This window comes from Deltaproteobacteria bacterium (assembly GCA_019912665.1).
Classification (GTDB): Bacteria; Desulfobacterota; GWC2-55-46; order GWC2-55-46; family GWC2-55-46; genus UBA5799.
This window is the reverse complement of the sequence record JAIOIE010000008.1, coordinates 139525-153277: the sequence shown is the minus strand read 5'-3', so window position 1 is coordinate 153277 and position 13753 is coordinate 139525. Positions and strand designations below refer to the sequence as shown.

The 13753-nt window shown below is 58.4% G+C and carries 8 protein-coding genes; 4 read left to right on the top strand and 4 right to left on the bottom strand.

What is annotated here, in order from left to right; all coding sequences use genetic code 11:
- The 3 genes from K8I01_03425 to K8I01_03415 form a co-directional block, all read right to left on the bottom strand.
- Positions 1-2427, bottom strand: a complete 2427-nt coding sequence (locus K8I01_03425; GenBank protein ID MBZ0219468.1) for a DUF3536 domain-containing protein — start codon at positions 2425-2427, stop codon at positions 1-3.
- On the bottom strand, positions 2428-4260 hold the full coding sequence (treZ, locus tag K8I01_03420; protein MBZ0219467.1) for a malto-oligosyltrehalose trehalohydrolase: 1833 nt from the start codon (positions 4258-4260) through the stop codon (positions 2428-2430).
- 126 nt (positions 4261-4386) lie between these two features.
- Entirely contained in the window at positions 4387-6795 is a 2409-nt protein-coding gene (locus tag K8I01_03415) for a phosphoketolase family protein (GenBank protein ID MBZ0219466.1), read from the bottom strand.
- Between the two features lie 525 nt (positions 6796-7320).
- Between K8I01_03415 and K8I01_03410 the strand changes: the two genes are divergently transcribed.
- Positions 7321-9351: a sodium-translocating pyrophosphatase gene (locus K8I01_03410; protein MBZ0219465.1), complete on the top strand. Its 2031-nt coding sequence runs from the start codon at positions 7321-7323 to the stop codon at positions 9349-9351.
- Between the two features lie 542 nt (positions 9352-9893).
- Here the strand turns inward: K8I01_03410 and K8I01_03405 are convergent.
- Positions 9894-10535 (bottom strand): DedA family protein, encoded by a 642-nt coding sequence (locus tag K8I01_03405; GenBank protein ID MBZ0219464.1) that lies wholly within the window; start codon positions 10533-10535, stop codon positions 9894-9896.
- 221 nt (positions 10536-10756) lie between these two features.
- On the opposite strand from K8I01_03405, the gene K8I01_03400 reads away from it, so the two are divergent.
- From K8I01_03400 to K8I01_03390, 3 genes are all read left to right on the top strand, one after another.
- Positions 10757-10924: a DUF1328 domain-containing protein gene (locus tag K8I01_03400; GenBank protein ID MBZ0219463.1), complete on the top strand. Its 168-nt coding sequence runs from the start codon at positions 10757-10759 to the stop codon at positions 10922-10924.
- A gap of 339 nt (positions 10925-11263) precedes the next feature.
- Complete coding sequence (locus K8I01_03395) at positions 11264-13399, top strand: AAA family ATPase (protein MBZ0219462.1); 2136 nt, start codon at positions 11264-11266, stop codon at positions 13397-13399.
- 10 nt (positions 13400-13409) lie between these two features.
- Positions 13410-13748 carry a hypothetical protein gene (locus tag K8I01_03390; GenBank protein ID MBZ0219461.1) on the top strand — a complete coding sequence of 113 codons (339 nt, stop codon included), beginning with the start codon at positions 13410-13412 and terminating at the stop codon, positions 13746-13748.
- Positions 13749-13753 lie beyond the last annotated feature (5 nt).

The window sequence follows — 13753 nt, the reverse complement described above, 5'->3', positions numbered from 1 at the left end:
TCAGGAGACGCTTACGTGGAAGTAGTTTCCGAGGTCCTCGAATGCCTCGACCCATCTCCGTGAGGCCTCGTCGCCTTCCGCCGCCTTTTCGCGGGCGACGGCCAGGACCTTCCTGCCGAGGGCGAAGTAGAGGTTCTGCGCCTTCCAGAGCTTTAGCTTTACGGGTGTTGTCCGAAGGAGCTTCAGCGCTTCCCTGAGCTTCTCTATCTCCTCCAGCTTCATCGAGTCCCCGCGCACCTCCTCCATGCGCCCGGTTATCCAGGCGCTCGCGAAATAGCCGATGTTCTCCTGGTCTATCTGGACGGCAAGGTGCCTCGATTTTTTTATGATGCCCCGGAACTTCTCGAGATTAAGCTCCTTCTCCTTCAGCACCGCCTCGAGATCATGGTTCAAAATGAACTCGGCCGAGACCCCGAGCGGCCTGGGGAGCGGCACCCCGAGTTTCCGGAGGAAATCCATGGTCCCGAAGTTGCTCTCGAATATATGCCTGTGGAAGCCTTCTATGTCGCGGCTCGTGAGGTGAAGTATCTCGTTTACGATCTTTCTCTGCTCGTCCCTGAAGAGGTGCCATAGCGAATAGTTTGCCGCGCCGAAATGCCTGTCCATCAGCCTTATTACTTCGGGGATATCGCCCCGGTCAAAGGCGCTTTTAAGCTCCTGCTCGGCGAGCATGAATTCCTCCTCGCTCCGGAAGAACCTTATTCCGCAGTTCACGCTCATCTCGCCGAGATGGAGGACCGCCGACGAGAGCTGTGCCTCTTCCCAGGAAACCTTCGACCTTATGACCGTCTTTCCCAGCGCGAGCTTGTGCTTGCCTGACTCTATTTTCTCGTAGAACTCGTTTTCGGCCTCGAAGGCGTATATGGAGGTCTTCTTCGAGTATTCCTCGAAGAGCGAGGATATCGCGTGGTGCGCCCCGACCCGGAGGAGATCGACACTGGAGGCCCTTACGAACCTGTCGTATGCGTTCCGGGCGTTCCCGAAGACGTTGCTAGGCGTGCGTTCGAGCCTTCCCTCGAACCCGGATTCGAGAGAGACCCCGGCGGCCTCCTCCGCGAGCTGCATTGCCATCGAGGCGTACATCATGACCTGCACGCCTTCTATGCCGGAGACCTCGTCGAAGAACCACCCGCAGCTCGTGTACATGAGCTGCGAGTTCCTCTGCATCTCAAGGAGCTTGAGGGCCCGCACCTTTTCGCCATTCCCGAGCTGCCCCGCCGCGTGCTTTGCGAAAAAGGCCTCCACTCTCTCCCTGGACCTGTCGTTTATGACATCTATATACGCGTCCCTGGCCGCCCAGGGGTCCTTTAGCAGGGCCGAGGCCTCCCTTTCATAGACCGGGGCGAGGGTGTCCCTCAGCCAGTCGAATGCTTCCCTTAGCGGCCCCCTCCATGACTGGTTCCAGAGGGGGTATCCTCCGGTATTGCAGCCGCAGTCGGCCCTCCAGCGCTCCACTCCATGCACGCAGCTCCAGGACGAGTTCTCGTGAATCTCGACCAGGTTTTCAGGCGGGAACTTCTCAAGGTACTCGCCGTAGTTTGTGAGCTTCGCAAGCCCCTTGGTCTCTATGTGGTAGAGGCAGTAGGAAAGCGCCATGTCGCCGTGCCTGTGGTGGTGGCCGTACGACTCTCCGTCGGTCGCTATGTGCACGAGGGCCGCCTCCCTGCCATCGTCCGGCGGGAAGGCGTCCTCAAGCCTCATCGCGAAGTTCTCGCCGTTGTCGAGGAGGTTCCCGAAACCCACGTCCCTCGATATCTGCCCGTTGTAGAAGAAGAGTGCTATCGACCTGCCCGAAGGCAGTAAGCAGAGGTACGGAATTGTTGTGTCGACGTCCTCGCCTGAGAGTTCCTTCCACCTTGCGCCCTTCGCGGTCTTCCTTACCCGCCGCGCCTGCCTCGGGGCGAGTATCGTGAATTTCATTCCGAGCTCGGAAAGGACCTCGAGAGTTTCGATGTCCACTGCAGTCTCGGGGAGCCACATGCCTTCCGGGTCCCTCCCGAACCTTGCCTTGAAATCCCTTATGCCCCAGACCGCCTGGGTCCGCTTGTCCGTTCTCGTGGCGAGCGGCATGATCATGTGGTTATAGACCTGGGCTATCGCAGAGCCGCGGCCGCCATTGCCATCCATGCTCATCCGGTCGGCCTCGATTACGTTCCTGTATACCTCGGGGCTGTCGGTCTGCATGTTATAAAGGAGCGTAGGGCCGAAATTGAAGCTTATCTTCGAGTAGTTGTTCGTTATCTCGATTATCTTAAGGTCCGGCCCCAGGATGCGGGCGGCCGAATTCGGCTCGTAGCACTCCTCGGTTATCCTCTGGTTCCAGTCGTGATAGGGGTGCGCCGAGTCCTGGAGCTCTATCCTTTCGAGCCAGGGGTTTTCCCTCGGGGGCTGGTAAAAGTGGCCGTGTATGCAGATGTACTTTTCCACTCAGCGCCCCTCTTTCGCGTAAAGGACGAAGCTCTCCGGATGAAGAACGAAGTCACCGTCCGTAACGCCGGCTTCCATGGACGCAGGGAGGAGCGAGCCAGGCCCGTCCCATTCCTTGCAGGAGGAGTCCAGGACCCTTGCCCACCTGCCTTCCGTGAGCGGCCGCCTTATCCTTGCCTCGTCCCGGCTGAAATTGAAGACGGCGAATACGCGCTCTCCTTTTGCCTCCCTTGAAAGGAGCATCGTCTTCTCGTCCTCAAGCGCGGTCGCTCTTACGGTCCCCCCGGCCGCCAGGGCGGGGAATTCCCGGCGGAGCATTATAAGAGTCCTGTATAGTTCGAGGAGGGTCTTCTGCCGCCCTGCGCCCCTCTTTTCCCAGTCTATTTTGGATTCAAGGAACGTCTCGATGCTTGCCGGGTCAGGCGGGTCCGCGTCCCATTTGAAGGCCTCGAATTCCTTTTTTCTTCCTTCCCTTACGGCGCGAACGAGCTCCTTGCCCCTGTGGTCGATGAAGTAGAGGAACGGCGCCTCCTCGCCGTATTCCTCCCCCATGAAAAGGAGCGGGACATAGGGTGAAAGGAGGAGGAGCCCGGCCGCGAGCTTAAGCCCCTCGAAGGAGGCGAGCCTTGAGAGCCTGTCGCCGAGCATCCGGTTCCCGACCTGGTCATGGTTCTGGACCGAGACTATGAAGCGGTCCTTTGGTACGCCTGCCGAGGGGCTCCCGAAGCTCCGGCCCCTGTATGCGGAATACTGTCCCGAGTAGGTAAATCCGTCGTTCATGGCCTTGGCAAGGTGGCGGACCTCGCCGAAATCGGCATAATAGCCGCCCCGCTCGCCTGTTATGAGCGCGTGGACAGAGTGGTGGAAGTCGTCGGACCAGAGCGCGTCAAGGCCCAGGCCGTATTCCCCTTTTGAGACTGCCCTGGTGTCGTTCAGGTCGCTTTCGGCGAAAAGGAGAAAGGCCCGGCCCTTGCCGGATGAGTATTCCGCGACCCTGTCTCTTAGCGCACGGAGGAACGGGTTCGCGCTCATGTCTATTATGGCGTGTATTGCGTCGAGCCGGAGCGCGTCGATGTGGTAGCGCTCAAACCAGTGGAGGGCGTTTTTTATAAAGAACTCCCGCACGTGGTCGCTCCCCCTGCCGTCGAAGTTCACGGCATCCCCCCAGGGTGTCCTGTACCTGTCAGTGAAGTAGGGGCCGAATTCGCCTATGTAGTTCCCCTCGGGGCCGAAGTGGTTATAGACCACGTCCAGTATGACGGCCATGCCCTGACTGTGGCATTCGTTTACGAGGCGCTTGAGCGCGTCGGGGCCGCCATAGGTATTCTGCACCGAAAAAGGGAATACGCCGTCATAGCCCCAGTTCCTCTCTCCGGGGAACTGGGCGACAGGCATGAGCTCAAGCGCGTTCACGCCGAGGTCCCTGAGTGATGCAAGCCTCGGGATAATGGATAGCAGGTCTCCTTCGCGCGTGAACGTGCCGGGATGGACCTCGTAGATGACCATGTCGGCTGGGCTTGGCGCTTTCCATGCGCCATCGTCCCACTGGAAGGACGCGTGGTCGACCACCTCCGAGGGGCCTTTCACTCCGAGCGGCTGGTAATGGGAAGCGGGGTCTGCCCGCTCCCTCCCGTCGGGGGAGAAGCGATACCTCGACCCGGCCCCGGCGCCCGGGACCAGAGCGCTCCAATAGCCGGACCCGTCTCTCTCCATCTGGACCGCGCGCCAGGAGTCCTCTCCCGCAGCCTGTATAACGAGGCACAGGACCGAGGCTTCAGGCGCCCAGACCGTAAACCGGCATCCAGCTCCCTCGATATTCGCCCCTATCTCCATCGCCGGAAGGTAGATTTCGCCGCAAATAACAAAAAAAGCCGCGAAAAGGTTACTAACCCGTGTTGTTTACGTATAGTTTATATCCTTATCGGGATTAGTCAAACGGATGCGAGGCGGGGCGGGATATCATCTCCCGCCCCTGCGGTCCTCCCATTTCCATTCGAGTATTTCGGGCGGGTCAACTCCGTAGCGGTCTATGTATGAGCTGTGGTCTATCAGTTTTTTCGAGTATTTCATTACGAGCTTCTCGGCAAGGCCGGCCCTGCCGGGGCTCACCAGGGCTATCTTTTCAGCGGCCTGGAGGACCAGGTGGTAGCGGCTCGTCCTGTTACGGACGTGCATGTCGAAGGGGGTCGTCGTGGTGCCCTCCTCCCTGTAGCCGTTTATGTCGAACCTGTCGTTTCCCGGCCTTTCCCATACGAGCTGCTTTATGGCCGCCGTATACCCGTGGAAGTTAAAGAGCACGGGGCAGCCGAGCGGAAATATCCTCTGGAACCTTGCCTCGTCGAGGCCGCCGGGGTATTTCTGGGGTATGCCGAGGACGAGTATGTCTATGACGTTCACGACCCGTATCCGCCAGTCCGGGGCCTCCTCGCGGAGTATCTCAGCGGCGGCCATGGCCTCGAGGGTGAGATTGTTTCCGCTTGCCGCAAGCACAAGCTCCGGGTCCTCGCCGCCGTTGGTGGAGGCCCAGTCCCAGACGCCTATACCCGCCCTGCAGTTCTCGGCGGCTTCGGTCATTGTGAGCCACTGTACCATCGGCTGCTTGCTCGCTATCACGAGGTTTATCTGGTCGGTGGATTTGAGGCAGTTATACATGGTGCAAAGGAGCGTGTTCGCGTCGGGCGGAAGATATATGCGGTAGATGTAGCCCTTTTTCGTGAGGAGGTTATTTATGAAGCCGGGGCCCTGGTGGGAATAGCCGTTGTGCTCCTGCCTCCAGGCCTCGGATGTGAGTATGAAGTTAAGTGACGATATGGGCTTCCTCCAGGGCACTTCGAGCGCGGATTTAAGGAATTTCGAATACTGGTTCGCCATGCCGTCGACTATCTGGAGGAAGGCCTCGTAGCACGGGAAGACCCCGTGCCTGCCTGTAAGGAGATAGCCCTGCAGCCAGCCCTGGCAGTTGTGCTCGCTAAGCACCTCCAGCACCATGCCCTCGGGCCCGATCTTCTCGGAGCCGGGAGGTACGGGCCAGGCGTACTGCCTGCTGGTCACGTCCAGCACGGCCTCGAGCCTGTTCGATTCGAGCTCGTCAGGGCAGACTATGCGGAAATTACGCTCTTTCCGGTTTTCGACCATGAGCTCTTTGAAATACCTGCCGAGCACCTCCATGGCGCTCGCCTCCTTCACGCCCTTCGCCTCAACTTTTACCCAGTGCTCGTCGAGACGGGGCATATTGAGGGGGATTCTCCTTTCGCCGCCGAAGCTATGCGGGTTCATGGACATCCGGAGGTCGCCTTTCGGGCACTGGGAAAGGATGTCCTCCGCGGGCCTGCCGTCCTTTTCGAATAGCTCCCAGGGCCTGTAGGAGCGGAGCCACTCCTCCACGGCTTTCAGATGGGCCGGGTTTGCCTTAAGGTCCTTTCCCGGCACCTGGTGCGACCTGAACGAGCCTTCTATCATCTTGCCGTCCATCTTCTTTGGCCCTGTCCAGCCCTTGGGGGTCTTCATAATTATCATGGGCCACGAAGGCCGCTCCGGCCTCCTGCCGCTCCTTGAATCTTCCTGGAGTTTCCGTATAGCTGCGTACGCGCGTTCGAGGACGGCGTCGTACTCCTCGTGCACCCGGGGCCCTGCGGAGACTATCTCCACCGAATGGCCGTAGCCGGTGAAGAGGTCCGTAAGCTCCTTGTCGGTCATGGTGCCGAATATGGTAGGCGAGGAAATCTTGAAGCCGTTCAGGTGGAGTATGGGGAGCACCGCGCCGTCGGTGGCCGGGTTTATGAACTTGTTCATGTGCCAGGCCCCGGCAGTGGGGCCTGTCTCGGCCTCTCCGTCGCCCACCAGGCACGCGGTTATGAGGCCGGGGTTGTCGAGGACGGTCCCGTAAGACGTGGAGAGGGCGTACCCGAGCTCCCCGCCCTCGTGGATGACCCCCGGGAGCGCCGGGTTCAGATGGCTCGGGAACTTGTCGGGCCAGGAGAACCATTTTATGAGCCTCCCGAGACCTTCCCTGTCGAGGGTAAGCTCGGGATAGAAGAGCGTTAACGCCCCCTCGAGGTACATGTTGGCGAGGTTTGCGGCCGCGCCGTGCCCTGGGCCGGTCACGAAGAGCACGCTCGCGTTGGTCTTGAGTATCAGCCTATTGAGGTGCAGGCAGGTGAGGTTTATGCCGGGCGCCGTGCCCCAATGCCCCAGGAGCCGTTCCTTGATGTGCTCAAGCTTCAAGGGCTCCTCCATGAGGGGGTTGTCCTTCAGGTATATCTGGGCAGCCGCGATGTAATTTACCGCCCTGAAATACCGCTCCGCCGCCGATGTCTTTGCCTCAGCGCCTTTCCTCCCTGCCGCTCCTCCTCCAGCTCTCCCTTTCATCCAGTCCTCCTTCATAGGCGTTCAGTTTAGCGGGTATCAAGGTCAACCGTCTTTCATATATATAAAGTTAACTCTATCACATTTCGCCGGGTCAAGTTATTCAACGAAAGCGGCCCCGGAATTTCCCTGCTATACTGTTTCCGGCAAAAATGGAACGGCATGATACGCGTCCAGAAATGGATTGATAACGGAACCGGAAAATGTTAAAAAGGTACAATCGTTCAGAGTTTCAGCAAAGTTCCGGGGCGGTGTCTCCGTCTCCCTTCCGTTACAGCTACTTGCCGCCCAGAGAAAGCGTTTAAGCTCCAATTGGTATTGTCAGCTTAGTAACGCAGTCCCTTTAACGTAATTCAGAATAAACAAAATTCAGCCACTGGTCACAGGAGAGAATCCGGATCAACTGATTGATGCGGCATCGCGGTTCCAGTTGTTCCGTTTTTTTGCAGGGCAGTGTCTCAAACGTACCAGAAGCGGTGTTCCAACCATCCTTCAGCAAAGGAGAACCGGTAGATGGAAAGCTCTACAATGACTATCCTCTTTGCGCTGGGAGCAGCGGTGCTGGGCATTGTATACGCGGCCTGGCTCGCGTTCTGGGTAAGGGGGCTCGAAAGCGGCACGCCTGAGATGAGGAGGATACAGGCGGCTATCCATGAAGGCGCAAGCGCCTACATGGCAAGGCAGTTCAAGACGGTAGGGGTCGTTGCGGCCATTCTTTTCGTCCTTCTCTGGCTGGCGGGCTCATGGTCCGAGCATTTCGGGCTCTTGACCGCGTGCGGCTTCCTGGTGGGCGGCGCGGCTTCCGGCATTTCAGGCTATGTAGGCATGATGGTGGCCGTTAGGGCCAACGCGAAGACCGCGCAGGCGGCCCACAGCGGGCTTAACGCCGCGCTCGTGGTGGCCTTCAGGGGCGGGGCCGTGACAGGGCTCCTCCTCATTGGCCTCGGGCTCCTTGCGGTCACAGGGTTTTACGCCGTCGCCATGCGGGTAACCGACGAGACGCACGCGATAGCGTCCCTTCTTTCCCTCGGCCTCGGCGGAAGCCTCATATCCCTTTTCGCCAGGGTCGGGGGCGGCATATACACCAAGGCGGCCGACGTGGGCGCGGACCTCGTGGGGAAGGTCGAGGCCGGAATACCCGAGGACGACCCGAGGAACCCGGCTGTGATAGCCGACAACGTGGGCGACAATGTCGGCGACTGCGCCGGGATGGCCGCGGACCTCTTCGAGACATACGCGGTGACGACCGTCGCGACGATGGCGCTCGCGCACATCCTTTTCCCCGGCTCGGAGAACGCCATGCTCTTCCCGCTTGTGCTCGGCGGCGTTGCGATCATAATGACGATCATCGGGAGCTGGTTCGTGAAGCTAGGCTCCTCAAACAACATAATGACCGCGCTCTATAAGGGGTTCGTGGCGACGGCCGTCCTTTCAGCCATTGCCTTCTTCCCGGTCGCGTACTATCTGATGAACGGGGTAGGGGGTGTGGGCTGGAGCAGTTATTATCTCTGCGCCCTAATAGGGCTGGCCGTCACGATATCGCTCGTCGTCATAACCGACTATTACACGGCCAAGCATTACAGCCCGGTCCAGCACATAGCCAATGCGTCCGTCTCCGGGCACGCGACGAACATAATCGCGGGGCTCGCCATCGGCAAGGAAGCGACGGCCCTGCCGGTCCTCGTCATCGCCGGGGCCATACTGGCAAGCTACGAGCTCGCGGGCCTCTTCGGGGTCGCGGTCTCCGCCGAGGCCATGCTCACCATGGCAGGCATTGTCGTGGCCATAGACTCGTTCGGCCCGATAACCGACAACGCGGGCGGCATAGCCGAGATGGCCGACATGGGCGCAGGTGTGCGCGGCGTGACCGACCCGCTCGATGCGGTAGGCAATACGACCAAGGCCGTTACAAAGGGATACGCGATAGGCTCGGCGGGGCTCGCGGCAATAGTCCTCTTCGCCGAATACACCAGGACCATTTCGGCCGGAGGGGCGCAAGTCATCTTCGACCTCTCCGACCCCATGGTCCTCGTGGGCCTCTTCATAGGAGGCATGCTGCCGTTCTACTTCGCCGCCCTCCTCATGAAGGCCGTGGGCAAGGCCGCCGGCTCGATCGTGGACGAGGTAAGAAGGCAGTTCAGGGAGATAAAGGGCATAATGGACGGGAGCGCGAGGCCGGAGTACGGCAAATGCGTGGACATAGTCACCTCGGCCGCGCTGCAGAAGATGATAGTGCCGTCGCTCATACCCGTGATCGCGCCGGTGCTCGTGGGCGTTATCCTGGGGCAGAAGGCCCTCGGAGGCGTGCTCGTCGGAAGCATCGTCACGGGCCTTTTCGTCGCGATAAAGATGACCTCGGGCGGAGCCGCCTGGGACAACGCCAAGAAGTTCATCGAGGAAGGCAACCACGGCGGCAAGCACAAGCCCGCGCACCAGGCCGCGGTCACGGGCGACACCGTGGGCGACCCCTACAAGGACACGGCAGGGCCGGGCATAAACCCGATGATCAAGGTCATAAACCTGGTCGCGGTCCTTTTCGGGATACTCCTGTACTCGTAGGACCGGCTTTGCAAAAGGCGCCGGGAAAACACCCGGCGCCTTTTTTTGTTGTAGTTATCTTGCAAAGGCCTTTTCCGCACTGCCGTGCTGTTTCGAGGGTAAGGCTCGCTTGCTAGCGCCCTCCCACCCTGTGAACGGGCCCCTAATCGCTTCGCTCCTGATTCCCCCGGCCCGTTCACGCTCTTCCTCCCTTATGCTGCGCTCGCCTTACCCTCCGGGTTTGTTCAAGACAAAAGAATCTCACATCACCTTTGTTTTTGCATTTAAAACCACCCAGGGGCATAAGGCGTTGCGAGCATAAGGCTGGGGGAAGGGTGAGCGAGGCGGGGAAGCAGGAGCCCGGCCCCAAGGGGCCGAGCTACATAAGGGCCGGGCGAGGAGGATGGGGGCGGAAAGCGAGCGGAGCCTTATGCCCAAAAAAGCGCGGTAGCGCGTTAAAAGGTTTTTTGCAATGAGACTTGGCGCGCACAGCGTATTCTCGGTATGGAAATCAGAACAGAATTAAAAAGTGGGATGGATTAGAAATGTTTTTACAAGGACCCTCAGGCGGGCTGGCGCCGTGCCCTCACGAACTCTATAAGGCCTGGCATTATTGAAAGGACTATTATGGCGAGTATCACAAGAGAGAAGTTCTCTTTAACGAGCGGGATGCTCCCGAAATAGTATCCCCCGAGGATAAAGAGGAATATCCAGGCTACGGCCCCCGTGACGTTATAGAAGAGGAACCGGCCGTAGGACATCGCGCCGACTCCCGCCACGAACGGCGCGAAAGTGCGGACAATTGGGACGAACCTTGCGATGACTATGGTCCTGGCCCCGTACTTCTGGTAGAACCTTTGCGTCTTGTCGAGGTATTCCTTCCTGAATACCAGGCTGTCCTTTTTTGAAAAGACCCTGGGGCCGAGATAATGGCCGATGGCGTAGTTCACAGAGTCGCCCGCTATCGCCGCGACGGTAAGCCCTGCTATCACGTACTCCACTTCGAGATAACCCATTGCCGCGAAGGTCCCTATCGCGAAAAGGAGCGAGTCGCCAGGCAGTAGCGGCGTTACAACGAGCCCTGTCTCACAAAAGATGATGAGGAAGAGGATGAGATAGGTCCAGCCCCCGTAGGCCTGTATGACAGTCCCCAGGTGCTTGTCTATGTGCATGAACATGTCTATGAACTCTTTTAGAAGCTCCATCGCTCGCTTTTCCCCTGAAAGCTAAGGTTATACATTATATCAGGCCGACTGAAAAGGCAACAGATAAGCTCGGTTATGCGTACACGCGGCTGATTTGACATGGTCTGCCCCCAATATATAATCAAATAAGGCAAGAAAAAAGCGTTTGTACGGACAGGGGGGCTTTGCCCTCCAAGGCCCGGCTATCGGAAACGCGCGCCGGGGGAAAGAAGGTGGCTCGAATGCTTTCATGGGCGATAACCTTCCTCATAATAGCCATAATCGCGGCGGTCCTGGGGTTTGCAGGGGTCGCGGGGACCGCGGCATGGATAGCCAAGGTGCTCTTTGTAGTTTTCCTCGTGCTTTTCGTCGTCTCCCTCATTGCCGGCCGGGGCAGGCCCGCGGCATGAACCCTTAGAGAGGGTCCTAGAAAAGCATGATGCGATTCCCGGAAATAAATTTGGATTTCCGGTATTCCTGGTCAAGGCTGAGCAAAAGAGGTTACGGTCGCCCCGTAACCTCTTTTGTTTGAAGCGGTATCGAGATTTGTGTTATATTGTCCCGACCGGGACAGGTAGGACCAGGACAAAAGCCCTTTTCAAACGAAGGTTTTCAGGTTTTAAAGAGTGGCGTCTTGTGGTATGATGTATCCCGCAGTCGAGGGCGGGCCGGCAGGCCCCCTTCGAAACAGTATCTTCTTGGTTGTAGGCCTCTCACCTTAATCGGACCGTCTGGAAGGTGCGCTCTATATGAACGCCAGGGACTTCGAAAACGAGATACGGATCCACATCGAGGCCAGGTACCCGATACTATGGCTCGTCTCCTTTGAGGAGAGGAGGGTCGAGAAGATAATGGAGTCGCTATGCGATTCCATGAAGCTCAATTACTGGTCCTGGTCCGTATCCAGGGGGCTCTACGGCGGCGAGAAGAAGAAACGGGAGCCCATGGGCCGGGAAAAGATACTCTCGGTCATCGAGGAGAAGATAACAAAGGGCGAGAACGTCAGTAACCTGTTCCTCCTTAAGGACATCGCCTCTTATTTCAACTCCCACGAGTTCCTCCGCCGGTTCCGCGACCTGCCGGCCATAATAGACGAGCGCCATACCGTAAATACCGTCTGCATTCTTTCGCCCACACTGGGCGAGATACCGCCCGAGCTTGAGGAGGACATAGTGGTCCTGGAGCTTTCGCTCCCGGACTACGACGAGATAGCCGACCTAGTCTCCCGGACCTACGGGCACCTCATCCCGTCGAGCTGGCATGCCTCGACCAGGTCCATTCTCTATAAGTCCTTGCAGGGCCTCTCTCTCGACAACATAAGGCGGGTCATAAGGAAGGCCATAGGCCTCAATAACGGCTTTTTGAACGAGGACTGCATCTCGTACATACAGGATGAGAAACAGCAGATTATAAAAAAGCAGAAGATACTCGATTACTACCCCCACAGGGAGAACATAGAGAACATCGGGGGCTTGAGCGAGATAAAGAAGTGGTTCGTCGAGAGGGAAAACGTCTTCAGGCTCTCGAGGGACAAGATAACGACACTTGGCCTTGACGTCCCGAAGGGCCTCCTTTTGATTGGCGTCCCCGGCTCGGGTAAAAGCCTCTGCTGCAAGGCGCTTGCCGGAATATGGAACCTGCCGCTCCTTCGGCTTGACGTCGGGCGTCTCTTCGGCTCGACAGTGGGCGAGTCGGAAAAGAACATCAGGCGGTGCATACAGCTTGCCGAGGCCGTAAGCCCGTGTATACTCTGGATAGACGAGATAGACAAGGCCTTCGGCGGCATAGGCGGCTACCAGGGCGACTCGGGCACGCAGATGAGGGTCTTCGGCACCTTCATCACCTGGCTGCAGGAGAAGGAGCATCCTGTCTTCGTCATCTCCACCGCCAACGAGCCCAAGAACCTTCCACCCGAGCTATGGAGGAAGGGGCGCTACGACGAGGTCTTTTTCGTCGACCTCCCGAGCCAGGAGGAGAGGGAGGAGATATACAGGATACACCTCGAGAGGAGGATACAGAACCTCTCGAAGGTGAACGTAAAGGAGCTCTCCCAGAACAGCCAGGGCTTCACCGGCGCGGAGATAGAGCAGGCCGTCAAGGACGCCGTAGTCTCGACTTTTAACCGGCTCCAGGAGGAGCACTCGGGCAGGAACATGGAGGAGGTCGTTGACGGGCTCCTCGCGCTCGACGTGACACAGGAAGGGCTCCTTAAGTCCATAAGGCACATAACCCCGCTCTCGGTCTTGAAGAAGGAAGAAATAGAGGAGCTCAGGGCATGGAGCCACCAGAGGGCCAGGCCCGCGTCCAAGTCCCTCTTCCTCCAGAGGGCGGAGTCGCTCTCAGAAACCGAAAAGAGGAACATCGCCCTGCACGAGGCCGGGCACGCCGTTCTCATGAAAAGGTATTTTAACCGCACCCCTGCGTTCGTGAGCATCGATAACTACAAGCCCTACTCGGCCTTCATCCCGGTGGACGAGGCCATAAGGACGACCTACACCAAGAGCGACCTCGAAAAGGAGATAGGGGTCATACTCGGCGGCATGGTGGCCGAGGACGAGCTCATTGGGAACGACTCGAAGACCGTCGGCGCCTCGCACGACCTCATACAGGCGACCGGCATAGCCCGGAAGATGGTCATAGAGTACGGCTTCGGCGAGATAATGAGGAATAAGTCCCTCATGGTCCTCCAGGACTATGCCCTCACATCGGGCGGGGACGTGCTCGAGGACATACAGAAGATACTCGACTCCGCCAAGGAGTCCACGGCCAAGGTCATCTCCGAAAACAAGGAGGTCATCCTTGCGCTTGTCGAGAAGCTCATGAAGGAAGTCCTCATAAACGGAGAGGGCCTCAACCGGTTTTTCAGGGAAAACCCCCTTCAATAAGGAGGCGCGTATGTCCTTCTATACCGTCATAAAGACCGAGCTTTCGGTCAGGAAGTACCTCATATGCGCCCTCGAGGAGCTCAAGAAACGCGGCGAGATAACGAGCTATGTAGCCAACGAGCGCAAGGACACCGTCGAGGTGGACAGGGACGGCGACATCATAAACATCGCGAAAGAGAAGACCGGCAACTATCAGCTCGGCGGCGACAACCGCGTCGTGAACTCTTTTTCCAACAGGCTCAAGCAGATGTACGCGTACGAGTCCATAAAGGACAACCTCCCGCTCGACTTCGAGATCTCGAGCGAGACCGAGACCGCGGGCGAGATACAGATAGTCCTTAAGGGCTGAAGGGT

What these genes read in the sequence shown, in the direction of transcription:
- treZ (MBZ0219467.1), bottom strand. Translation starts at nt 4,260, where the DNA reads ATGGAGATAGGGGCGAATATCGAGGGAGCTGGATGCCGGTTTACGGTC.
- K8I01_03415 (MBZ0219466.1), bottom strand. Translation starts at nt 6,795, where the DNA reads ATGAAAGGGAGAGCTGGAGGAGGAGCGGCAGGGAGGAAAGGCGCTGAG.
- K8I01_03410 (MBZ0219465.1), top strand. Translation starts at nt 7,321, where the DNA reads ATGACTATCCTCTTTGCGCTGGGAGCAGCGGTGCTGGGCATTGTATAC.
- K8I01_03405 (MBZ0219464.1), bottom strand. Translation starts at nt 10,535, where the DNA reads ATGGAGCTTCTAAAAGAGTTCATAGACATGTTCATGCACATAGACAAG.
- K8I01_03400 (MBZ0219463.1), top strand. Translation starts at nt 10,757, where the DNA reads ATGCTTTCATGGGCGATAACCTTCCTCATAATAGCCATAATCGCGGCG.
- K8I01_03395 (MBZ0219462.1), top strand. Translation starts at nt 11,264, where the DNA reads ATGAACGCCAGGGACTTCGAAAACGAGATACGGATCCACATCGAGGCC.
- K8I01_03390 (MBZ0219461.1), top strand. Translation starts at nt 13,410, where the DNA reads ATGTCCTTCTATACCGTCATAAAGACCGAGCTTTCGGTCAGGAAGTAC.